Annotated in this window: 17 protein-coding genes; 1 reads left to right on the top strand and 16 read right to left on the bottom strand. The window is 36.9% G+C overall.

The window, feature by feature from the left end; genetic code table 11:
* The 15 genes from QQS39_RS14275 to QQS39_RS14205 all read right to left on the bottom strand — a co-directional run bounded on the left by QQS39_RS14275 (window position 1) and on the right by QQS39_RS14205 (window position 20,798).
* The gene (locus QQS39_RS14275; protein WP_285804769.1) at window positions 1-2,139 is read right to left on the bottom strand and encodes a T6SS effector phospholipase Tle3 domain-containing protein; all 2,139 of its coding nucleotides are present in this window, start codon (window positions 2,137-2,139) and stop codon (window positions 1-3) included.
* An 11-nt stretch (window positions 2,140-2,150) separates the two neighbouring features.
* Window positions 2,151-2,888, bottom strand: coding sequence for a T6SS immunity protein Tli3 family protein (locus tag QQS39_RS14270; protein ID WP_285804768.1), 738 nt, complete (start codon window positions 2,886-2,888; stop codon window positions 2,151-2,153).
* A gap of 53 nt (window positions 2,889-2,941) precedes the next feature.
* Entirely contained in the window at window positions 2,942-5,125 is a 2,184-nt protein-coding gene (locus QQS39_RS14265) for a T6SS effector phospholipase Tle3 domain-containing protein (protein ID WP_285804767.1), read from the bottom strand.
* Window positions 5,126-5,172: 47 nt separating this feature from the next.
* Window positions 5,173-5,943 carry a T6SS immunity protein Tli3 family protein gene (locus QQS39_RS14260; protein WP_285804766.1) on the bottom strand — a complete coding sequence of 257 codons (771 nt, stop codon included), beginning with the start codon at window positions 5,941-5,943 and terminating at the stop codon, window positions 5,173-5,175.
* Window positions 5,944-5,993: 50 nt separating this feature from the next.
* The gene (locus QQS39_RS14255) at window positions 5,994-6,764 is read right to left on the bottom strand and encodes a T6SS immunity protein Tli3 family protein (RefSeq protein WP_151435818.1); all 771 of its coding nucleotides are present in this window, start codon (window positions 6,762-6,764) and stop codon (window positions 5,994-5,996) included.
* A gap of 50 nt (window positions 6,765-6,814) precedes the next feature.
* Window positions 6,815-7,582: a T6SS immunity protein Tli3 family protein gene (locus tag QQS39_RS14250; protein WP_285804765.1), complete on the bottom strand. Its 768-nt coding sequence runs from the start codon at window positions 7,580-7,582 to the stop codon at window positions 6,815-6,817.
* The gene (locus tag QQS39_RS14245; protein ID WP_285804764.1) at window positions 7,582-10,110 is read right to left on the bottom strand and encodes a type VI secretion system Vgr family protein; all 2,529 of its coding nucleotides are present in this window, start codon (window positions 10,108-10,110) and stop codon (window positions 7,582-7,584) included. Before QQS39_RS14245 ends, QQS39_RS14250 begins: the two co-directional genes overlap by 1 nt.
* Window positions 10,107-12,824: a type VI secretion system ATPase TssH gene (gene tssH / locus QQS39_RS14240; RefSeq protein ID WP_285804763.1), complete on the bottom strand. Its 2,718-nt coding sequence runs from the start codon at window positions 12,822-12,824 to the stop codon at window positions 10,107-10,109. Before tssH ends, QQS39_RS14245 begins: the two co-directional genes overlap by 4 nt.
* Window positions 12,825-13,723: 899 nt before the next feature.
* Complete coding sequence (locus tag QQS39_RS14235; protein WP_023583757.1) at window positions 13,724-14,215, bottom strand: Hcp family type VI secretion system effector; 492 nt, start codon at window positions 14,213-14,215, stop codon at window positions 13,724-13,726.
* 22 nt (window positions 14,216-14,237) lie between these two features.
* Window positions 14,238-15,956 (bottom strand): OmpA family protein, encoded by a 1,719-nt coding sequence (locus QQS39_RS14230; RefSeq protein WP_285804762.1) that lies wholly within the window; start codon window positions 15,954-15,956, stop codon window positions 14,238-14,240.
* On the bottom strand, window positions 15,956-16,624 hold the full coding sequence (tssL, locus tag QQS39_RS14225) for a type VI secretion system protein TssL, short form (protein ID WP_151435813.1): 669 nt from the start codon (window positions 16,622-16,624) through the stop codon (window positions 15,956-15,958). The genes QQS39_RS14230 and tssL overlap by 1 nt, the downstream gene beginning before the upstream one ends.
* Window positions 16,621-17,958, bottom strand: a complete 1,338-nt coding sequence (gene tssK, locus QQS39_RS14220) for a type VI secretion system baseplate subunit TssK (protein WP_151435812.1) — start codon at window positions 17,956-17,958, stop codon at window positions 16,621-16,623. Before tssK ends, tssL begins: the two co-directional genes overlap by 4 nt.
* Before the next feature lie 12 nt (window positions 17,959-17,970).
* Complete coding sequence (gene tssC, locus QQS39_RS14215) at window positions 17,971-19,518, bottom strand: type VI secretion system contractile sheath large subunit (protein WP_151435811.1); 1,548 nt, start codon at window positions 19,516-19,518, stop codon at window positions 17,971-17,973.
* Window positions 19,519-19,541: 23 nt separating this feature from the next.
* Window positions 19,542-20,039: a type VI secretion system contractile sheath small subunit gene (tssB, locus tag QQS39_RS14210; protein ID WP_151435810.1), complete on the bottom strand. Its 498-nt coding sequence runs from the start codon at window positions 20,037-20,039 to the stop codon at window positions 19,542-19,544.
* A gap of 621 nt (window positions 20,040-20,660) precedes the next feature.
* A complete protein-coding gene (locus QQS39_RS14205) occupies window positions 20,661-20,798 on the bottom strand; it encodes a hypothetical protein (RefSeq protein WP_322618348.1) in 138 nt (45 codons plus the stop codon).
* Window positions 20,799-21,339: 541 nt separating this feature from the next.
* On the opposite strand from QQS39_RS14205, the gene QQS39_RS14200 reads away from it, so the two are divergent.
* Window positions 21,340-23,046 carry a phospholipase D-like domain-containing protein gene (locus QQS39_RS14200; RefSeq protein ID WP_285804761.1) on the top strand — a complete coding sequence of 569 codons (1,707 nt, stop codon included), beginning with the start codon at window positions 21,340-21,342 and terminating at the stop codon, window positions 23,044-23,046.
* Between the two features lie 86 nt (window positions 23,047-23,132).
* Here QQS39_RS14200 and QQS39_RS14195 read toward each other — a convergent pair whose 3' ends face one another.
* Window positions 23,133-23,714 (bottom strand): DJ-1/PfpI family protein, encoded by a 582-nt coding sequence (locus QQS39_RS14195; protein WP_285804760.1) that lies wholly within the window; start codon window positions 23,712-23,714, stop codon window positions 23,133-23,135.
* Window positions 23,715-23,718: the final 4 nt, after the last annotated feature.

The raw sequence follows: 23,718 nt of genomic DNA, 5'->3' as shown, positions 1-23,718 counted from the left end.
TCAACCGGGATTGGATATTTCTTCTGGCATTTTAGGAAGATCTAATTTTCCTATTTTTACATATTCATCACCACCATTACTCAACCAGTCTGCTTGGCGACGTAATTCAGCCATCATTTCAGGATTATTAGCTTGGGAACAATGCCCAATAGGTAAATCAAAGGCTAAGATTCGATGTAGTAAATGAACATTTAGAGGTAGAGTACCGTGATCATTAGGGCGACAAATATAATCTCTTATTCGTATTCTCATTTCATCCATGGTTTCATATCTTTTTGATACATTTTTCTCATAGGATGTAGCTAGTGGGTCTTTCCTTAATTGATTTTTTTCTTTATCGGTTAATTCAACTAAGATCCGATTCTCATAAGAGTATAAATATTTTAGATAATAATATTCTCTAGTGACAGGCTGATATTGATTATCTTTATATATAAGACCCCCAAACTTTTTAGGTGGCTCATCACTATCTAAAAAACCAACATCGAAATCTCTTTGCTCATAATCCTTTATAGGAGTAGGAACTTCAGGTGCATTAATATTTAGAAACATATTTCTTTCAGGTTCAGGCCATACAAAACCATCTATTATGGCTGTTTTATTATCCCAAAATGGATAGCCATCTCTAAACCTCCCATTTTTATCTGTAAATACAGTAAAAGTACCATTTTGGGGGTCGGGTTTTTCTCCACAAGGTGTATTACGTGCTAGCATGCGAACAAAAAGAGTATCACAAGATGAAAATATAGGATGAGGTTGTGTTTGGCCATATTGTGTAATATTAGGAATAGCACTCCAACCAATTGAGCCTAATGGAGATGAGCCCATGACTCTATCATGAGGATTACAATAAATATAAGTATTTCCATGATTATCTCTTTCTTGGACTGTGCCACCATTCTCTATTTTTATACTATTAATTTTTTTTGATGGTGTTTCTACGTTTATTTTTCTACTTATCTCTGTATTAAAAGGAGTCCAATTTTTTCTTTGTTCAGTTAATCCAACAATTAAATTATTTTTATTATTTTTGAGTTTGTTTTTATTTTTTGCAATTTTATCAATGATCTTTTTTAACGTTGCTATTCTTGTACCCTTATCAATGTTTTCACTTAAAGGATAGGAGAACGTATTTAATAGTTTATCTTCTATGGCATAAGGTGAGTTTAATACAAATAATGCATCTGGAGCTTCAATTGCGCTAGCGGCTAGGGCAATCATAGTGCCTTGACTATGAGAAACTACAGTGACGGTGTCATCTTTATTATTTTTTCTTATTTGTGCTATTAACTTAGCGAGTCGTCCTGCTGCATGAGCAAAATATTGTCGAGATGGCGAAGAAGTAAGTAAAGTATCTGTTTCAGGGTTAAATGCTTGAACATTAACTGGTATAGGAAATGGAGCAGGAAAAGGAATTGTTGCCCATAGCTTAGGCCAGCTACTAAAGCCATATTCACTCCATAAACTTTTAAGGTGATTACAACCATTTTGGAATGGACCACCTTCCCATAAAAATGGACCTTTATCTTTTAATTTTTCATAAATAAATATTTTACGTTTTTTGAATGAGAGTGATTGATATTCTTCAGCAATACGATATTTTTCTTTATCTTCTAATGTCCATTTATTTTGATCGGTAGAGCTATATTCTGGGTTAACTATTGCGTTTTTTAATTGATGATAACTTTCGCCCGCTATATTTTTTAAAGGTATTTTATAATCATCCCATTTATTATCATCTGAACGATATCCCCAATGAAAACGTATAATAGGGGAGTTTCCTAATTCAATTAACTCTCTTATAGGTTTTTTATAGATATAATGGCTATCATCAAGGTTATTTTCATCTACTACAAAAGTAGGTTGATAATACTTATTAGCTGTTAGTTTATACGGTGTATTGGTTAAGTTTAATCTTTCATTTAATCCATTACATATATTTTCTTCTGCCGTAGAATACCATTCCCCTTCTGAATGAACACCATGAACAAGAATAATTATCCCAGGTAAATTAGGTTTTACATGTATTTCTCCACCGATATTTGTTGCATTTGTACAAGATTGCCAATAATAAGAACCATCAATACACATTTTTTCTTTTAACCAACGAGTAGTCTCTTTGTTATCACCATTATTCATAAAATTTTCCTTTATTTTGAAATAGGATAAATAGCTGGATCACTACAATCAAAACGAGTTTGCTCAGAAGGTGTTTTTAAAGTAATGGGAGGCGTTTCCTTATCGCCTACATCATCATGAATATAATTAGAGTCGGAAGGATCAAAATAGAATTTACGCCACCAAGGGGAATCAAGTTCATCATTTTGCTGTCTATAAGAAGATTTTCCTAAATAAAAGCCATCTGATGTGACAATAATATCAAAATTAGCTGAATAATATTCAGGATCATAAGTTGTAATACCAAAACCGGCATTTGTAGGAGCGAATTTTTTCCCTCCATTTAATGTGATTAAAATAACATTGATACATCCATATTTTGTTCCAACGCATTGACTATATCGGCTACTCAATACAGAAGGAAAAGCGAAAGCATCGTCTCTATCAGTTGACCAAATTAATCGGCCTTTATAGCGGCAAGCTGACGAGTCCAGAATTTTTTGATGAATACCTTTTTGTGTATTGTTGTAGTAAGTCATTCCTCCTCGTTTTTGGTTATATTGTTCTAGTGTAAAAAAACGATGTTCATCAATACGATAAATAATACTAGGTGGTGCTAGATTTTTAGCTTCTTCTAGAATTGAATGTAGATGAACTAAATCATCTTCTAGCATTTTTATAGTGGCTTTTTCTTTTAATGATAAACAGCCAGAAAGTAAGGTGGCGCTAATAATAAAAATAAAAGGTAATTTAAATAAATTAATTAACATGGCTTATCCTTATTAATTATTAGCTTATTTCAGGTCTTTAATTTAAGTGGGAATTATTTTTTATTTAAAGGGTTTTTTATAATATCAGGCATATCGAAAGGAATTAATTTTCCACTTTCCATATAATCATCTAAACCACTCTGCCAATCAGCAAACTTTCTTAATTCATTCATTTTTTCTGGAGATTTACCTATTTCACAATAACCAATCGGTAAATCATAAGCGACAACACGTTTTAAGAAATTTTTATCTTTAGGTAATGAACTATGGTCAGTGCCACGTTGTATATAAGTACGAAACCGGTCACGACTCTCTTTTAGTGTTTCAAATCGATGAGTCTCATTTTTTTCACTTGCATGAAGATTAGGATCATTGCGACGTGCTTTTTTCTCTTCATCAGTTAAAGGTACTTGGATCCGATCATAATCATAAAAATCAATTAAATAATAATAGTCAGCATCAATGGGTTTATTTTCAATAGGGTCAACTTGACCAAATCCATATCCATAGAGGCCTTTATTGTTTCTTGCGGCTTTAAAATCCGTAATACCATTTGTGTAAGTTTCATCAAACTCTAGCATTTCATTGCTTTGGATGGGATTAGGTACTTCGGGGCCATTAATATAAATTTTGGTATTTTTATCAGGTTTAGGCCATGTCATATAATGCGTGGGTTTAGTATTATTTTCCCAAAAAGAGGTACCATCACAATATTGGCTTTTGTCATCACAAAAAATAGTACTTTTATTGGCATCAGTTGGTGAATCTGGAGGGCCTCCACAAGGCATGTTTCTTCCTAATATACGGACATATAACGTACATTCTTCTTGGCTAGTAAAAAATGGTGAGAAAGAATATTGTTTTGTTTTGCAATCAAATACATTAGGAATACCGTTCCAGCCAATACTACGAAGGGGATCTGCGCCCATTACACGATCATGCGGATTACAATAAATATAGGTTCTTCCATGGTTATCTCTTTCTTGAATAAAATCATTTTCGGTTAATTTAAGTGAGCAGCCTTGTGAGGGCGCATTGTTATCATTTACTTTTCGAATTTTATCTTTAGGTGACCAACTTTTTCCCTCCTCATTTAGCCCCACAACAAGGCCTTTATACCCACAGGGATGATTTTTAAGCTTATCCTTATTTTCAGCCACTTTATTAATAATGGCCTGAAGAGTCGCTTCTCGTTGTTCTGCACTAATTTGTTCACTAAGAGGATAAGAGACGGCATTTAAAGTGTAGTTATGCAAAGCATAAGGCGAGTTTAAAACAAACAATGCATCAGGTGGATTAATTGCAGCTGCAGCTAAGGCAATCATAGTGCCTTGGCTATGGGAAATCACACTGATAGTATCGTGAGAATTATACTCTCGGATCATCGCGATCAATTTCGACAGTCTTTCTACGGCATGAGCATAGTAATTGCGTGGAGGACTGTCTGTTAATAATCGATCTGATTCAGGATTAAACCATTGCAAATCAATAAAAGCAGCTACACTCCCAGAGAAACCGTATTCGCTCCATAAACTGAATAACTGATTAGTCCCATTTTGAAAAGGACCACCATTCCAATAGAAAGGACCATATCTTTGAGACAATTTTTGAGAAATAAATAAACTTTTTTCTTTAGCGCTAGTTAGTGGGAAGTATGGGTCATAATGATCTGATTTGGGTACAGATAAAGCGGAATATTCTTGATAACTTTTTTTTATAAAATTATCTTCTTCTGAATTTTTATCATCATCTGGTTTTGTTATAATATTTTTTTTTAATCGAAGGTAGCTATCCCCTTTTTTATTTTTTAATGGGATATTATATTTCCCTATTTCATTATCCTTAGCGCGGTATCCCCAATAAAAACGAATAATGGGGGAATTATGTAAATTTTTTATTTCGTGTGAATTGTGCTCAATATTATAGCGACTATTTTCAATATCTATTTTATCAGGGTAAAATCTATTTATATAATATTCATTAGCTTTTAATTTAAATTTTTTAGGGAGATTTAAACGTTTATTTAGCCCTTCACATAAAAATTTTTCAGCATCTTCATACCATTCCCCTTCAGAATTAACTCCATGAACAAAAATAATAATACCGGGTAAATGAGGTTTAACATGAATTTCGCCACCGATATCAGAAGCATGAGTACTTGATTTCCACTCTTGAGTACCATCAAGGTGCTCTTTGGGTTTTAACCACCGGGTTGTTTTTGTCTTATCTTGGTTCATCACGTTTATCTTTTAAATAGAATAGGGAAGGGAGTGTTTAAATAACGCTATTTTTTAATTCTATAATCCACGCCATAGTCACCTAACTTTGACATCGGGGAAATAGAGGGATCACTGCAATCAAATTGAGTTTGTCCTGATTGGGTTTTTATTTCTGGATTAGGAGCTTCTAATGTATGAGGTTTCCATGTTCGATGTTTCACTTCTTCAAGGGTGGGATAAGGCTCTTTTTTCCAATATGAAATATTTAATGGTACTTCTCGGGGAGAGGGATTAAAACTTTCCCCTATGTAATAATGGGTATCTGTTACCGCAATAGTAAAATAAGTGGTTTCATGCACAGGATTAAGTGTTTTATTTCCAAGTGGCGCAACAAGTGGAACTAATTCTCCTTTAAAGTAGAGCAAAATCGAGCTTTGGCAGGCATCTCGACGTCCTGCACAGCCTTCCCAATTACTATCAACAGCGGGAAAAGCAATATACTCATCAGATTGTGCTGCCCAAATTAAACGGCCATGAAAATTACATGCTGAACCGTTATACACCTTAAAATGGGCTTGAGTTTGCGTGTTGTTATAAAACGTATAGCCCTCACGTTTTTCATTAAATTCTTCAAGAGTAAAAAAGCGATGGTCGTCAATGCGGTAAATAACCACGGGCGGTTTAAAGGTTTTCCGCAATTCGGCTAATTGGCGTTGCTGTTCAATTTTATCTTGTTCTGCTTTAATTGCGGCTTTTTCTTTTAATGATAAACAACCGGTTAATAGGGTGATGCTAAATATTAAAAGCGTGGGCCATTTTATTCGAAGTAATAACATAATTATCCTTATTTGCATGGTGACATTTTATTTCGCCATGGTGATAAATATTATTTATTAATTTTATAATCTTGCCCGTAATCCCCTAACTTTGACATCGGAGAAATAGAGGGATCACTGCAATCAAATTGAGTTTGTCCTGATGGGGTTTTTATTTCATAGGAAGGGGCTTCTAACGTATAAGGCTTTGATATTCTATTTTTTATATCTTCATTTGTATCATAAGAGTATTTTTCCCAATATAAGTCGCTTAATGGTTCTTTTTTAGGAGGAGGAGTATAGCCTTTTCCTATATAAAAGTGATTATCTGTTACCACAAGAGTGAAATATTCAGTCTCTTTCACTGGGTTGAGTGTTTTATTGCCCAAAGGCATAACTACAGGCATGAATTTCCCTTTAAAGTACTGTAGAATTGAGCTTTGGCAGGCATCACGCCGACCGGCACAGCCATGCCAATTACTGGATGTAGCAGGAAAAGCAATATAGTCATCTTGTGTGGCTGCCCAAATTAAACGGCCGTGAAAATTACATGCTGAACTGTTATACACCTTGAAATGGGCTTGCGTTTGCGTGTTGTTATAAAACGTATAGCCCTCACGTTTTTCATTAAATTCTTCAAGGGTAAAAAAGCGATGGTCGTCAATGCGGTAAATAACCACGGGCGGTTTAAAGGTTTTTCGTAATTCCGCTAATTGACGTTGTTGTTCAATTTTATCTTGTTCTGCTTTAATTGCGGCTTTTTCTTTTAATGATAAACAACCGGTTAATAGGGTGATGCTAAATATTAAAAGCGTGGGCCATTTTATTCGAAGTAATAACATAATTATCCTTATTTGCATGGTGGTATTTTATTTTGCCATGGTGATAAATATTATTTATTAATTTTATAATCTTGCCCGTAATCCCCTAACTTTGACATCGGGGAAATAGAGGGATCACTGCAATCAAATTGAGTTTGTCCTGATGGGGTTTTTATTTCATAGGAAGGGGCTTCTAATGTATGAGGTTTCCATGTTCGATGTTTCACTTCTTCAAGGGTGGGATAAGGCTCTTTTTTCCAATATAAATTGGTTAAAGGATCTTCTTGTGGAGAACTACTATGACTTCTACCTATATAATAATGGGTATCAGTGACTACAAGGGTAAATTTTCTTGCTTCATTAACGGGATTAAGTGTTTTACTACCCATTGGTGCAATAAGTGGAACTAATTCTCCTTTAAAGTAGAGCAAAATCGAGCTTTGGCAGCTATCGCGCCGTCCTGCGCAGCCATACCAATTGCTGGAGGTCGCTGGAAAAGCAATATAGTCATCCTGTGTGGCAGCCCAAATTAAACGGCCGTGAAAATTACATGCTGAACTGTTATACACTTTAAAGTGAGCCTGAGTTTGTGTGTTGTTATAAAATGTATAGCCTTCGCGTTTTTCATTAAATTCTTCAAGGGTAAAAAAGCGATGGTCGTCAATGCGGTAAATAACCACCGGCGGTTTAAAGGTTTTCCGCAATTCGGCTAATTGACGTTGCTGTTCAATTTTATCTTGTTCTGCTTTAATTGCGGCTTTTTCTTTTAATGATAAACAGCCCGAAAGTGTCGATATAGATAAAAGTAAAATAAAAAAATACGATAATTTGTATCTCATTATTTATTTTCTTCGTAAGGCAATAATTTAATTAGAATATCGTTTATTGCATTAGAATTGACTCGAGTTGTTTTACCTTCGGAGTCAGAAATGCCTTTTATAATTTCACCACTAGGTAATGTAATTTGATAACGCTGATTAGCAATAGGCTCTCCTGAAAGCGGATTTTTAATAATGAACCATTCACTAAATTCTTCTGGTGAAAAAGATTTCATGGCACTTTCTACACTTTGTGGGCCTAATTTTTGAATGCCATTGTTTTTAATTAATAGCTTTCCTGGTCCTCCAATTTCTACATCGCCATCTTTAATTCGTATATATCCGCCACCACAAGATAAAAGTAATTCTTCTTGAGCTGATAACACCATCTTTTTACCACTACTTATGATTGAATCTTGTGTAGACCATGTTGATAGACGACCATCTTGTGCTTGAATTTCTATATCGCCTGTTTTAGCGAAAATTTTAGCCCCCATTCTGGAAAAAAAACTCATCATTTCACCGGCTGCTAAAGTGAATTTTTTAAATGCACCAATATCGACTTGTTGGCTTGCGGTTAGTGTTAGGTTCTGTTCAGCAGAAAGTTGTAAATTATTACCACTAGTGAGTGCAATTCCGTCAGGTGCGCTGGCTAATAGCACCGATTTTTTTAATTGGATTAGTTTTTTTTCTAAGCTTTCTTGCTGTTGTTGAATATTAGAAGCGAGAGCGCTGGCGTGTTCTGCACTTTGAGTTAAGGTTTGCATTTCTATTAATGCAGCAGTGAGTTGTGACTGAGCCTCCTCCATCGCCAGCACTTCACCATCTGCTCTTGCTTGATTATCTGCACTAATAAATAATCCTTTACCTGCTCTTATCGCCCCCCAACTATCAGTACGCAACTCAAAACCTTCACCACGTTTCTCACGGTTAGCATCGACAATATGACCTAAATTTAATTGAGATTTTCCCCCGTATTCTGTGCTGATTTTGATATGTTCTTCCCCACGCTTATCTTCCATTCGCAGTTTATTATTTGCCGGAGTACGAATAACGTTACGTGTGTTATTTCTGTCAGTGATATGATCGGGATGACGCGAATCATGAAGTGCATGGGCGATATAAGGTCTGTCCGGATCGCCTTCATGAAAAGCAATGGCGACCTCAGTACCTTGAATGAATGGAAAGTGTATTCCATAAGTGTCACCCGCATAAGGTTTTGCCAAGCGCACTGGCATGCTCTCATAACCCATCAGTTTTTCGTCACGGTCGGCATCAAATTTTACCCAATAAAAACCGTCTTCATTTTGATGCGCATAAATATCGTTATCTTTAGCACTGGTAATACGTGCGGTGAGTGTGCCTGTGATAATAGGACGAGGCTTAACAGCAGGTCGCCAGCAAAGGGTTTCACTGTAAGGTACGGCATTAAAACGCACTTGTAGCGCTTTTTCTCGACCACCACTAAAGCGTAAGCGAGTGATTAAAATCGGTGATTGAAATACAGAAGGAAGTGATGAAGTAATGGCATTATCAGTAATGGTCAGTACTTGTAATGGAGAGAGAAAATCTGCATTACTCTCACCTTTTAAGCGCGTTTGACGAGTTAAAAAACGCTCATGATCAAGGCGCGCCCAAAAATTGGCGGTTTCTGCTTCAGGTGTGAGTTTATCACCACGAGTAAGATGTCTTGCTTGGTAATGATAAACTTCACCATAATGGATTTCATCCCCTTCACCACGCGTCATATCCGTTACTGCTGAAATCAAGGTATCTTGTGCTTGTCGATGATTGTAGTCCTTGGTTAAGACATTTTGTTCAACCACTTGATGATGCAATGATAATCCCCACACACTTTCTTGGTGATTATCATTCATGCCTGATGGGCTATTTAAAGGCAGTGTTTTATCAAAGGTATAAGCACTTTGGCGATCGGCAAAACGAATAACTTCGGTTTGTGTTTGATCTTGCAAATAGAACGAATAAAAAATACCGACTTCGCTTAATAGTCGTTCAATAAATTGGCGGTCACTTTCATTATATTGGTTGATTTGTTCCCGTTTGGGATATTCATTTTTCAGTGTAAATTCAAACTCCCAATCTTTAAAATTATGCTCACGTAAAATCTGGCTGACTACATCAGGGACTGACTGATTAAGGAAAAAGCGATGAGAGCGAATTTGATGATGTAATAAGGCAAATACGGGTTCAATGACTAATTGATAACGGGCTTCATCGACAGATCCAGATAGACGACGAAATTGTGTGACAACACCATGAACTTGCTTGGTGATAGGCTCTTGGTCGATTAAATCCATCATGCTATTGATGGGCGGTGTAAAGGATAATGTTGCACTACGACGCAGCAGTTGTTGTGGTTGTAAATCTGGCGCTTGGCAGGTAAAGGTAATTTGATAATGATAGGTATCGCTAATTGCTTCACGGCCCGTGAAATGTTCGACATCAAATAAATTATCACAACCTTGTACATTAAGGTGATAGCGATTTTGTCCAATCAGTGTGTTTTTTACGAGATCAATGATGCTCATTCTTTAATCTCCTGTTGTTTATCTAATACCTGCTTTTTTGTTGGCAACACATCACTAAAACTCAACGTAATACCTTCTTCTTCTTCATTAAAACCTAAAATAACATACTGTGATTTCTCTGCACTGGCTTGGCGTAATAGTAACTGTTGACTCAATATAGGCAGGATTTGTTGATTAAGTAGGCTATCGATATTTCGCGCTCCGGAGTCAGGTAATAAACAGGCATCTACAATGGTGTCATAGAGAGTTTCTTCGACAATAGCCGTTAATCGATAATGGGTATAAAGTCGCTTAATGACATTTTTTAATTTCATCTCAACAATAATGCGTAGTGCCACTGCATCAAGAGGACGGTAAATTAATGTTTGGAAACGAGCTAGTAATGCCGGTTGAAAATGATCACGTAAAATAGGACGAAGCGTTTCTTGTAAGTCGCTATCTGTGCTTAGCGGTGACTCTTCCAGTTGTTGCATTAAGTAATCACTGCCTAAATTCGCAGTCATTAAAATAACCGTGTTACGAAAATCAATTTCACGGCCTTCACCATCACGCATAAAACCTCTATCAAACACTTGATAAAACAGGTTTAAAACATCTCGATGTGCCTTTTCTACTTCATCCAGTAGCACAATACTATATGGGCGTTTGCGTACTGCTTCCGTTAATACACCACCTTGACCGTATCCGACATAACCTGGAGGAGAACCTTTTAATTGACTGACGGTATGGGCTTCTTGATATTCAGACATATTAATCGTGATTAACGATTTTTGACCGCCAAACAGACATTCTGCCAGTGCAAGAGCGGTTTCTGTTTTACCTACACCACTTGGACCAACTAATAAAAATACGCCCTGAGGACCATTTTCAGAAACCAATCCTGTTCTTGATGCTCGCAAACGTTGTGCTAATGCGAGTAGCGCACTGTCTTGTCCAACAACATATTTTGATAACTGACTTTCTAGTTCTAACAGACCAATTTGTTCGTCTTTAAGGAGGCTTGAAAGTGGAACGCCTGTCCAATCTGCAATAACCGTTGCCACCGTACGAATATCTACATCTGGATTTAAAAGTGGCGTTTCTTGTTGTAACTGTGAGAGTTGTTGCTGTAGTTGTGCTGACGTCGCGGTATTTTGCGGATCTTGTCTGCTTTCAAGTAGCTGACAGATAATCTTTTTTTCTTGTTCAAAGCGCTGTTCTAGTGTTTCAAGTTGAAGGGCTAATTGCGCATCTTGAGAAGATAAATCAGATAATTTTGTTTGATTAGTTAAATTACCAATAGTGATGTCATCAAGTATTGCTTTTTGTTCTAGTTCAAGTGCATAGCGTTTGGCTTTAATGTGAGTGAGTTCTTCAGGCAATGTGTCTAAACTCATTCGAATTCTTGCACTGGCGGTATCGAGTAAATCAACTGCTTTATCAGGGAGTTGGCGACCTGTTAAATAACGACGAGATAAAGTTACTGCAGCTTTTACAGCATCATCAGTGATGTGTACGCCATGATATTTTGCATAACGAGATTTTAATCCTCGTAACATTAGAAAGGCTTTTTCATCATCAGGCTCGTCAACTTTCACAATTTGAAAACGGCGCTCTAATGCAGCATCACGTTCAAAATATTGTTTGTATTCCGACCAAGTCGTTGCTGCAATGGTGCGTAATTCACCGCGAGCCAAAGCGGGTTTTAATAAGTTAGCAGCATCAGCCCCACCAGTTTGATTGCCTGCACCTATAATTGTATGTGCTTCATCGATAAAAAGTAGAATTGGTGTAGGTGATTGTTGAACAGCATCAATAACATTTTTTAGTCGTTGCTCAAATTCACCTTTTACACCCGCACCTGCTTGTAATAGACCTAAATCGAGGGTGCGTAATGATGTAGTTTGTAAACTAAGAGGAACATTTTTTTCAGCAATACGCAGTGCAAGCCCTTCAACAAGTGCGGTTTTACCTACACCAGGCTCCCCAACAAGAATAGGATTGTTTTTACGACGACGAGAGAGTATATCGACCATTTGGCGAATTTCGTCATCTCGACCAAATACAGGATCAATTTCGCCAAGGCGCGCTTTTTCTGTTACATCAAGCGTGAATTTATTTAATACAGCAAGAAGGGCATCACTTAGCGTATTACCAATAATGGCGTTGTCTGTCGCTGAAGATGCAGTGTTAGCTTCATGGTTTTGAGCAAGCGCTGTTTTTTCAGGTAAATGGTTATAAGAAGCAAGTTGCTGAATTTCAGGTCTTTCATCGGATTGCGCATCAAGTAGAGGTCTTAATCGTTGGAGTTGTGCTTCACCCAATGTCATTAAAGGCCAGAGTGCATCAAGTTGGACTAATGCTGGTTGTTTTGTCATGGTGTGTAAGAGATGTACACTGCGGATTTGTTCTATATCTTCATCAAGAGAAGCAATTACCCATGCATTTTTAATTAGTTCTAATAAGGGTTTGGATAATTGAGGTCTGCTACGTATAGAGCGAGGTAATTTATCAATTGCGTCAAGTAAGCCTTGCCAAAGTGCAGTTAAATCCCATTCATAGCGGCGTGCCAATACAGTGATATCACTTTCACCAAGCTCTAAAATTTTTAATAACCAGTGTTCAATAGTCACTTCTGCATGGGCACGGGTTTGGCATAATGAGGCAGCAGCTTCTAGTGCTTTTGCACAATAAGGATTTAACCGACGCAATAGCATGACAGATTGATTTTCCATGTTTTCTCCCAGTAATGAAGTCCCTATTGAGGGGATTTAGGTACGCTACCGCCCTTAGCCATAGACCGAGGCTCATAAGGTCATACTCGTCATATTTCAAGTTGTAGCGTTGTTGACTGCACTCACTCGCACTAGTCACATACTGATGTATGCTCCTAGCGACTCATTCACTTGTCGCCTAGCTACACCTTGAACTATTTAGAGTATTTACTCGTCGAGTTTTAAGTTGTAGCGTTGTTGACTGTACTCACTCGCACTAGTCACATACTGATGTATGCTCCTAGTGACTCATTCACTTGTCGCCTAGCTACACCTTGAACTATTTAGAGTATTTACTCGTTGAGTTTTAAGTTGTAGCGTTGTTGACTGTACTCACTCGCACTAGTCACATACTGATGTATGCTCCTAGTGACTCATTCACTTGTCGCCTAGCTACACCTTGAACTATTTAGAGTATTTACTCGTCGAGTTTTAAGTTGTAGCGTTGTTGACTGCACTCACTCGCACTAGTCACATACTGATGTATGCTCCTAGTGACTCATTCACTTGTCGCCTAGCTACACCTTGAACTATTTAGAGTATTTACTCGTCGAGTTTTAAGTTGTAGCGTTGTTGACTGCACTCACTCGCACTAGTCATATACTGATGTATGCTCCTAGTGACTCATTCACTTGTCGCCTAGCTACACCTTGAACTATTTAGAGTATTTACTCGTCGAGTTTTAAGTTGTAGCGTTGTTGACTGCACTCACTCGCACTAGTCACATGCTGATATATGCTCCTAGTGATTCGTTTATTTGTAGCTTGGCTATATCTTGATTATTTAGGGTGTAAATAGGTAATAGGGTTTTAATTTAAAAACTTTAAAAACAGGCGGTTATCCGCCTGTTTATTTCGGTTTTACGCAGTGGCTCGTTCATTCCATGAATCTGAATGAATGATATTTCCGTCTTTGTAAGTCCAAGTTATTTTTTCATAACGCAATTCAACTTCTTCAAGGTGATTGTGTTTTTCTTTCGTCGGATCTTTGATGTTGTGCATCTTAGGAGCCACTTTGACTACCTTGACGTTTTCAAGCGTAGTGTTGAAATATTCAACTTCTTGACCTGCATCATCGATGCGATACCACTTAAATTCTGCTTTTTTCAACGTTTGCCCAGTAGTCACTGCCTTGTATAAATACGGGCTAGAAGCATCAATTTCTTTTACGAAAATAAATGGAGTATGGATACGTGTACCGGTTAATTTGCCAGTATTGTTATCTGTTGGAATGTATAAGTTGTGATCTTGAGCGACGACTTCGATACTGCCTTCACGATCTTGAACATTTACAGAACCTTTGATGTCTGCATTACCGTCATCTTTTAACCAGAGGTATACAGGAATAGCCATAATTACATCTCCTTTCTAAGGTTTAGTTGCCACCATCCTTCAGTGGCGTAAGGTCATCAGCTAATACCTGACAAGCATCGGCTTGAGGTATTAGGCGAATTTCGACTCGACGATTACTCGCTCGACCATCGAGTGTTGAGTTATCTGCAATAGGCTGATGCTGACCATATCCTTGCACGGCAAAGCAAGAGGGTGCGATATCACTGGTTTTGATCATCCAATCACGTACCGCTTCAGCTCGTTTAAGAGAAAGTTTTTGGTTTAAATCAGGATTACCTGTGTTGTCGGTGTACCCTGAAATAACAATTAACCAACCCGGTTTGGCTTTTATATTGATAAGTGCATCAACAAGCACTTTGGTGGCCTCATTTTTTAATTCGTATTGACCAGAAGCGAAGAGGGCAAGGCTATCTAACGTCACCATTTCAGGAACTTCTTGTACGATGATAGGCGCTGGTGGTAATGGGGGCGCCCATGAACTAAGCAAGGCATGCAAATAAGGTAAGATGTTATTTCCTTGATATAACGCTAAAGAATAGCGAGCAGGAGTACCTTCTCGTTGCCAATGAGAGAGAAACGTTGCATCTGAAAGTAACTGTTGATAAGCCACTTTTTTAGGTTCTAAATTTTCGTCGTTAATGCTTTTAAAGTGATTGATATCATTACTATTATCGTAGATTAATTGCTTGTTATGGTGATAGCTACCTGAGAGCGCACCAATAAGAAACAATCCACAAATCATGCCAACAATACCAAAGGTAGTTTCTATTTTTAGTAAATTGACATCGTGAGTGAGTTTATCAATCACAATATCTGGCAATGGTAATTCATCGTTATTATTTGATGTTTTGATAATAGACGGAGATAACGTGGTTTTATGGTGAATAAATTTAGCCCAACTGTTATCGGAAATAGTAGGAACAGTGGTAAGTTGAATTGCCCAAGCCGCCGGAATAAGACTTGGAGCACCGGATTGAGCAACAGTAAGCAGGGGAATAAATTCACTTTTTAACCAAGCAAGTAATTGATCAAGCCAGAGTGCTATGGTGAGTTGGTTTTCGGTTTGCTCTCTATTTTGTGATAACCATGTTGAAATAGGATGAGTTGCCAAATTATCAGAGACAACAAGTAACTCTTGCTGACCATTTAAATAGGTTATCCACGGTGTTGTGTCATCAAAATGTGAATTGAGATAATTAACTGGGGAATTAAGATAAAGCGTCACCCAAAAAGGTAATGTTTTACCTGTTTTTTTATTGCTTTCATGAATAGCGCGACGCCAATTAAGTGTTTCTTGAGCAGCTTCTTCTTGTTGTAATAGTTGTTCAGGCAATAAGGCGTATAACAGTGATAATCGGCGTAATTGCAAGGGGGCGATATCAACGATATGTTGAGTGATGTTGATCAAATCAATAGGAGAAGAGGCGTAAATATACCAACCTTTAGCTGTTTCTCGATAGGTCTGATTTTCATGAAAAAGCACTTTTGATTGACCACAAACAATAATAACAGCGCCTTGATAGTTATTAGGAGGGAGCTGGTTTGTAAGTGCATTCTGAAGGTAGGGCGCAGTTTTTTGTTGACGGAAAAACCAGACACATAAAGTGAGAGTGACCAGACAAATAAAGGCCGTCAGAAAAATGGAGATCTCTTTACCAAAAGACCAAAACCCCCAAAGCAACCACAATAATAAGCATGCTGAAAACAATGTAATACACTGTTTTATCCTGTTTTTTTGCATCACTTTCCTTGAATTACCCATTGTTGAAGTAAATTTTCTAATGACACAGAAAAGCCCCACCACAGCATTGCAATCACCACAATTCCCCCAAACCAGCCTAGCCAATAAATATGACGGCGATTCATTCGATGCTTGGGTTTCATCACTAAAGGTAAATCACTTGATAGTGCATAGGCGGGAAGTTGAGTATTGAGTAACTCAATAATTTGTTCACGTTCAGGCGCATTGATGTGGCGATATTTACCAACAAAGCCTAGTGTGATCACACGATGAAAACAAATAAGTACATCGTGGTTGGGTGCTGGTTCATTTAATAGATTTCGCAACCTATCCCATAGTTTGTCGCCGGCTTCTAATGTATTGAAATACTTGGCTTGTAACGGGGATTGTATCCACTGTAAGTAACCATCATCACGCTCAGTACGATTCATCACGCTCTCATCAATTAAAGCGCATTGTGCATAAAGCATGTTTTCGATGGCTGATTGGGAATAACCTTTTTCTGTGAGGTGTTGGTGTGTCTTATCAATATGTTCACAGACACGCTTATAGAAGGCTTTTCCATCAGTAATTTCAGCACCTTGGCGTAGCTGACATACCATTAACCAAGTATCAGCAAAAAGCATATCAATCATGTTATTTTTAGCTGTTCTTGTATTCGTTATCATGAGCGAAGTACCGCAAAAAGTTCGAGTTGAATTTCACCTAATGTTCCGGGCACATAAAAAGCACAGTGACCTGAAGAGAGCATGGCTTGAGCAGCAGGATTATTGAGTTCAAGAGCAAAATAGTGATTTTCTAAACGCAGAGGGATAGCGGCAGGAACATGTGTTAAAGGTTGTAATGGAATACCGTTAAGTGCGACATTAACGACACTCGCAACATCGTCATTACTACCTGCTTTACAAAGTAATGGAAATTGAGTGATCAACAAATGTGCTGGTAATGCAGAACGCACTGAAAGATAGAAATCAGCATCTTCGCGTAGGCGAGGATCATGCAACTCACCACGCCAGAACGGCCCTTCTTTATCGAGAGCAATGCTAATTACGCGTGAAGGTAAACTCGCTTCTAACAGGGTATTAAGTAAGCCAAATAAAGGTGGAAAAACCTGTTCAGGGGATGAATGTTGATAAAGTGGAATATCGCCATTTTCATGATCAAGTGAAAATGTTAGTAGCGCCCCCGCTAAACGCACTAATTCACGATAAAGAAGCTCCGGGTGACGCCCCATTGATGATAGTAATTCACTTAATACAGGTTCCGCACTGTTAATTGCATTTAGTAGCCAAAAGAGCGAGACATCAGCAACAGCAAAATCAGCCATTTGCTCATTATTTTCGCGGCGCATCGTCATTAAGCGGCGACGTTTTGCGACTAAGCGATGCATGAATTCTGAGAATAATGTCGTTAATTCAGCGCTTGCATTACAGCTGAGTAATGGTGGAATAAAGTGTTTATCTAGCTCCCATGCGCCTTGAGTGTTACGAATTAATCTAGCAACAGGGCAAGTCATATAGGCGCTGTTTTCTTCATGGGCATAACGCAAAGTAATACTGTGTCTTAACACAGCGATATCCGTTTGTTCTTGACCAATTAAATCTTGTACTTTCATCCACTCTTGATAGAACTGTTGTGGTCTATCAGAACGACCTTCTTGCATTAGATTGCCACCATTGGCTTGCAATAAAGGTAGAGCTAATACGATATCAAGTGTTTGATGTTGGGAATAATGGCTGAGTTCATTAACAGGCGGTAGATTATCAGCCAGTGTTGTATCGATCAGGGTTCCATCAGGAAAACGCACAATTAATTTTTGTGCGCTAAGACGTGAAATCGTTAAGGCACTTTCATCAAATTCAGCACAAATTACGCCCCATGTTGATGCAATCGTCATATTGGCGATGGTACTAATGAGATAGCTGTCCCATCTTGCTTGTTGTTGGAATTGCTGAGGAGCCAAAAAGGCCCCATCACTCCAGAGGGGGCGGTATATTTTCATCCGTGATTCACCTTATGCTTTCGCTTTTGGCATTTGAGATACTAATGAGAGATCCACATCCATTCCTTCCACTTGGAAGTGTGGAACGGCATACAGTTTTACTCTGAAAAAGCCCGGATTATCTTCAATATCTTCCACTACCACTTTTGCATCACGAAGTGGATGAGAAGCTTGTAAATCATCACTTGGATCGGTCATTTCGGTCACTAAACTACGAACCCAATTATTTAACTCAAGCTCTAATAAGCGACGATCTTTTGTGGTACCAATATTTTCACGCTGAATTAATTTCAGATAATGAGCAATTCGCGAAAGGAGGAAAATATAAGGTAAACGCGCATTGATACGGCTATTAGCTGTTGCATCTGCCGTTTCATAAATAGCTGGTTTTTGTGCCGAATTTGCAGAGAAGAAACAAGAGTAATCGCGGTTTTTATAGTAAGACAACGGAATAAAACCGAGATTGGCAAATTCAAATTCTCGTGTTTCAGGGATCATCACTTCAGATGGAATTTTGACCTGACTTCCTATGCCTAAATCATAAAGGTGAATCGGCAAATCTTTTACAGCACCGCCAGCTTGAGGACCTCGAATTTGTACACACCAGCCATTGTTAATAAAGCTTTTAACCATATTGGCAGCAAAAGCAAAGGTTGCATTTGTCCACAAATATTTCTCATGGTCTGGACCTTTGACTTCTTCAATATAATTAAAACTACGCACAGGAATGGTGTCTGGACCATAAGGAAGGCGGCCTAAAACGCGAGGCATCGTTAAACCAATATAACGGGCATCGTCAGAATCGCGGAAAGATTTCCATTTGATATATTCAGCGCGGTCAAAGTAGTTGCTGATGTCCTTAATAGCCGCCACTTCTTCCATCGAGTCTTTACCAAAAAATGCAGGACCAACCGAGCCAACAAATGGCATGTGGGCTGATGCTGATATTTTTGCGATATTTCGTAAAAGTGCGATATCTTGAGGACTACGATCAAACTCATAGTTAGAGATAATAGCTGCAATAGGTTCGCCACCTGGGGTGTCATATTCTTCAATATAAGTGTGGTGATAAAGACCACTTTGAATAGTTTCTGGGCAATCTTCGAAATCTTGTCGTAAATCGTTTTTTGCAATATCCAGAAGTTCAATTTTTACGTTTTGGCGAAAATCTGTGCGATCAACTAAGAATTTTAATCCACGCCATGCTGATTCAATTTTTTGGAACTCTGCGTGATGCATGACTTCATCAAGCTGTTCACTAATTTGTTTATCTAAATCAGCAATATGATGGTCAAGCAGATTTCTATCTAAACGTTCAACTTTTTGACCCGAAAATTTCAAGCGATCGAGAAAAACTTGAACAGCAACAGTAACGCGTTCATTTGCTGTTGTATCTGCAAGAGCGCTATTGTCTTGGAAGATATTAATATCACTTATCTGAGAAACAGGAGTGAGGTTAATTTTTTCAAATAATGAGGCGTAAACACCACTATTGGCTGGTTCATCAAGTACAGTTGTTGTACTTTTTGAAATATTTTCGCTATTCACTGACATAAGCATAATCCTGTAATGATAAAATCCAATTAGTCTTTTTTCGGTGCGAGTTGAGATAGCTCTTCGCGTAGTTCATCACTTAATGCAGGATCTTTAAGGATATTTTCGAGTTCACGGCGAAAAGTGATGTTATCAAGAAGGTTAGATTTCAAGTCACGTAAGAGATTACGCATTGCTAACATGGCGCGAAGTTGTGGTATTTGGCGAGCAACTTGCTCTGGTTCAAAATCAGCCATTTCTTTAAATGTCAGATTAATACTCTCTTCGCTACCATCGTTTGCTAATGTATTTTTTACGGTAAGATTGACTGACGGAGAAAATTCAGTGAGAACACTATTGAAGTTATTTTTATTGATATTGACCTTTTCTCTTTCTGAAAGAATACGTTTATCTTTTCCGTTGCTGTAGTCACCAATAGCCAATAGTTTTAAAGGCAATTCTACTTTTTTCTGTGCGCCACCTGTATGTAAGTCGAGCTTTATATTTACCCGAGCTTTAGGCACTTCATTTTGAAAACTATCTGACATAATAAAATCCTTGTATTAAAACGAATAAAGGATCTCTTGAAAGTGGAAATAATAATGAATTTCACCACCAAGAAATTTACCTTAAGTCACACCTCCTTATATTGAATAAAATTAAATAAATCAATTTATCTTAATATTTTTAAGAGATATCTCTAAAATTAAAAGAAAATGGAAAGAAAAAATTTCAGGGGTAATTAGAGGTATATTCCAAATAAATACCATAATTTGATGTTTATTTTACATATTATATTGTTTGCGAATGGTGTTTTTCTATTTTTAGTTGTTTTTATTTATTTGTTCAGTATATATACATAGTAATTATTCTTATTGATATTTTGAGTTACAATCAGTGCGTGTTATTAATTGGCGTATCGGATGATGAGAGAATAGAAACAAAGTAATAACTCTCTTTAAACCTTAGGTTTTAATATCTTCATTTCTAAGTATTAATTATTAAGTGAATTAAGAGCTATTTAACTTTCTTTCATTCTTTTTTGGGTTAATAAATGGTGTGATTTTATAAATATTTTGATTAAATCAGAAGAAAAACAGATAAAACTGTTTTGAGATAAACCCCAATAATATAGCTTTATTATTGGGGTTATTTTGGGGGAATAATCGTTATCGTTTACGATGCTCAATCATCGTACCAATGATCATTAATGGCGTGTTTTCACTGCTAAGTGTTGGATAATCACTATTTAATGTCACAAGTTCAAAATCTAAAGCTCTTGCAATGCTAATAATTTGTGGAGCCATCTTCTATTGAAGCCCAAGATTGTTGTCTGATACCCGCTTTTCAGCTGCTTCAGTCTGAGTAAGCCCCAAGGCATCTCTTCTGGTTTTAACTCTATGTGCAAGATTCATGTTTCCTCCTATTAAAAATAATACAGATAAACCTGTTATTTAATACAGCTATACCTGTTAAATAATTTATATAAAAAAGATCAAATCAATAAATGATAATTTATAAGGGGTCATTTATAGGCTAATAAATATCGATGTGACTAGTTTTGTAGATTAATAATAACTATTTTTTATTGTTAGTGGTCTATTTTAAATAAGAATAGTTTTATTATTAATGATACCTAAAATATAAAATTCTGGTTTGATCTTTTTAAGCGCAAGGAGGTGTTGAATGTTATATGGAAATCATTAGATTTATATCAAATTATCATATGTCTGGTAAGTAATGTTTTTATAGGAATGAAAATATTCTATCTATATTAATTGAAGCGCTAATTATTTAAATGTTTATTTAAATAATATGGACGCCCTGTCTGTAAAATAAAGGAATATTATGAAACTTATTGATGGATTAAAAACAGAATTAAAAGGTTTCTTCAATGAAACCTCTGAAAATAACTATGTGAAGATTTTTGATACACCCCATGTATGGGGAATGCCATTTGGTAAAGAAATTATGCCGAAAGCGATAGAGCGTGAGGCTGAATTTGAACAAGCCATTACATCTATCTTAGATAACATGCTGTATCGCTGTGATATTTCATCTCTTAATGCCCCTGATGAAGAGTGGCGTAAAATTATTCTTGCTGCAATTGATAAATCTTTTTCTGAAAAGAAAGGGCGTAAAGAACGTACGCAAATTCGATTTTTATTTGCACAAACACCAACCGTTTTATTAAACGGTATTAAATACTATTTTAGTGGAACGCCTGAATATCTGGCATTGAAAAAAGATCTTATTGAATTGATTAAAGAGCGCGGGAAATATTGGGAATGTATTCCAGATATTTGGATTGGTCGCTTTTACCGTATTATTGATGGCTTAAAAGTCTCTTTAGAAAAAAAAGTACTACCAGAAGATTTTATTTCTGAATTAGATACTCGAATGACATGGAACCATACAAAAATTATTGCTGTTGATGGCAGTGAGGCTTTTGTTGGTGGTCATAATTTAAATATGGATCTATTTAAAAGCTATCCGCCAGTTCATGATGTTTCAGTTAAAGTTATTGGTGAGTCAGCACTTCATTCACAATTATTTTTAAATAATATGTGGGATGTAGGTGATGACTTAATTTCAAAAGAATACTTTGATAGTAAAAAAAATGAGTGGGTTGCTAAAAAAGCAAGTTATCGTATTGCCGACCCGTTAACGAAGAAAAGTATTCTAAAAGAAATTAAAAAAATAAACGAAGAAAACTTAGCTAAATCACCTGATGAAGGCTTTTTTAAAACAGACCGTATTTTATCAGTAGGAAAATATTGGCAAGGGGCTGATATGCGAGTTGATTATAAGAAAGGTTCCGAGAAAATGAAGGAATATCTTATAAAAAATGCTAAGAAAAAAATTCGTATGTCTCAACAAGATGTTGTGAGTGCATGGAAGAAAAAATGGAAAGATCACCCCGTCTGTCATTGGATTATTGATGCGTTATTAAAAAATCCAGAGCTAGAAGTTGAAATTGTAGTTTCACCATTAGATGCTGCTGCTGGTGCCAATGGCGACCAATATTCATTTGGCTCAGGTGCGCAAAGAACCTTTGAATTATTTAAATATTATCTGACTCATGATGTTGATACAGATGCCGTTATTCCTGATCCTGATAAAATTCGTGAATCAGCGTTGCGTCGTATTAAAATTGCGCCATTCTTTTTTACCGATAAAGTACCAAAAGCACTGCAAACGGAAGGTAAAACATATAAATGGCCAGATGCAGATGAATCATCTTATACCGCTACATTAAAAGAAGCACCACTGAGCGAAGATCCACCAAAACAAGGCGATATTGGGCACCCATTCTGGTCATTGGTTAATGCGAGTGGTATTTATCCTAAAGTTGCTCCTGCACCGGGGAACCATGCAAAAGTGACTATTATTGATGATGAATTGTATATTGTTGGTTCAGATAATATGTACCCAGGATATTTGTCAGAATTTAACTATCTTGTTGAAGGTGAAGAAGCCGTTAGCACCTTTATTAAAGAATATTGGGATAAATTGTGGCACTACTCCAAGCCTCATGCATTTAAACAAAAATAATTTCTGTATATTAATTTATCGTTATTCAAAGTGAAAATATAAAGGGGAGTTTATCCCCTTTATATCGTTAATAATAATTAATTTAGCTATTTTAGGTAATCTAACGGCCAGTGTTTGAAATAAATATGATTAGCTTGCCAGTCTACTTTTTCTGTATTGTTGCTTAATAAATGGCGAGCTACCGTAAAGGCAAATTCAAAACTCACACCTAATCCTTTTGCACTGATAAACTTTCCATCAACAACAACATCTTGATCAAGATAATGACCATCATCGTATTTATCTGCTAATTTATCGCCAGTACTGTAATTACGACCTTCAAGAAGATGATGTGCTGCTAATACTTTTGCTCCAGAAGAGCATAGCGCACAAATATATTTATCTTCAGTAATATGGCGTTTAATAAATTGAATAACTTGCTCGTTAGCGCATAAACGATCTGTGCCTTTAGGACCACCCGGCATCATGATTGCGTCATAGCTATGTGTTAGCTTTTCAGTTAATAGAAAATCAGCGCTGATTTTAGTTTCAAAATAAGTATTTAAGACCAAGCTATCCATGCAAGAAAGTACATCAACATGAATATCAAGACGGCGCATGATATCAATAAAAATAACGGCTTCACCTTCTTCAAATCCATCAGCTAATAAAACGGCAACTTGTTTCATTTTA

Origin of the sequence: Proteus appendicitidis (genome assembly GCF_030271835.1) — a bacterium.
In the GTDB taxonomy this organism is placed as follows: Bacteria; Pseudomonadota; Gammaproteobacteria; order Enterobacterales; family Enterobacteriaceae; genus Proteus; species Proteus appendicitidis.
The sequence above is the reverse complement of the archived record's forward strand: the minus strand, read 5'-3'. Positions and strand labels throughout refer to the sequence as shown.

Bases quoted from the DNA above. Each gene is read 5' to 3' on its own strand.
- QQS39_RS14195 (WP_285804760.1), bottom strand. From the start codon at position 23,714: ATGAAACAAGTTGCCGTTTTATTAGCTGATGGATTTGAAGAAGGTGAA.
- tssK (WP_151435812.1), bottom strand. From the start codon at position 17,958: ATGAAAATATACCGCCCCCTCTGGAGTGATGGGGCCTTTTTGGCTCCT.
- QQS39_RS14245 (WP_285804764.1), bottom strand. From the start codon at position 10,110: ATGAGCATCATTGATCTCGTAAAAAACACACTGATTGGACAAAATCGC.
- tssL (WP_151435813.1), bottom strand. From the start codon at position 16,624: ATGATAACGAATACAAGAACAGCTAAAAATAACATGATTGATATGCTT.
- QQS39_RS14205 (WP_322618348.1), bottom strand. From the start codon at position 20,798: ATGGCTCCACAAATTATTAGCATTGCAAGAGCTTTAGATTTTGAACTT.
- QQS39_RS14230 (WP_285804762.1), bottom strand. From the start codon at position 15,956: ATGCAAAAAAACAGGATAAAACAGTGTATTACATTGTTTTCAGCATGC.
- tssB (WP_151435810.1), bottom strand. From the start codon at position 20,039: ATGTCAGATAGTTTTCAAAATGAAGTGCCTAAAGCTCGGGTAAATATA.
- tssC (WP_151435811.1), bottom strand. From the start codon at position 19,518: ATGCTTATGTCAGTGAATAGCGAAAATATTTCAAAAAGTACAACAACT.
- QQS39_RS14255 (WP_151435818.1), bottom strand. From the start codon at position 6,764: ATGTTATTACTTCGAATAAAATGGCCCACGCTTTTAATATTTAGCATC.
- QQS39_RS14260 (WP_285804766.1), bottom strand. From the start codon at position 5,943: ATGTTATTACTTCGAATAAAATGGCCCACGCTTTTAATATTTAGCATC.
- QQS39_RS14200 (WP_285804761.1), top strand. From the start codon at position 21,340: ATGAAACTTATTGATGGATTAAAAACAGAATTAAAAGGTTTCTTCAAT.
- tssH (WP_285804763.1), bottom strand. From the start codon at position 12,824: ATGGAAAATCAATCTGTCATGCTATTGCGTCGGTTAAATCCTTATTGT.
- QQS39_RS14235 (WP_023583757.1), bottom strand. From the start codon at position 14,215: ATGGCTATTCCTGTATACCTCTGGTTAAAAGATGACGGTAATGCAGAC.
- QQS39_RS14265 (WP_285804767.1), bottom strand. From the start codon at position 5,125: ATGAACCAAGATAAGACAAAAACAACCCGGTGGTTAAAACCCAAAGAG.
- QQS39_RS14250 (WP_285804765.1), bottom strand. From the start codon at position 7,582: ATGAGATACAAATTATCGTATTTTTTTATTTTACTTTTATCTATATCG.
- QQS39_RS14270 (WP_285804768.1), bottom strand. From the start codon at position 2,888: ATGTTAATTAATTTATTTAAATTACCTTTTATTTTTATTATTAGCGCC.
- QQS39_RS14275 (WP_285804769.1), bottom strand. From the start codon at position 2,139: ATGAATAATGGTGATAACAAAGAGACTACTCGTTGGTTAAAAGAAAAA.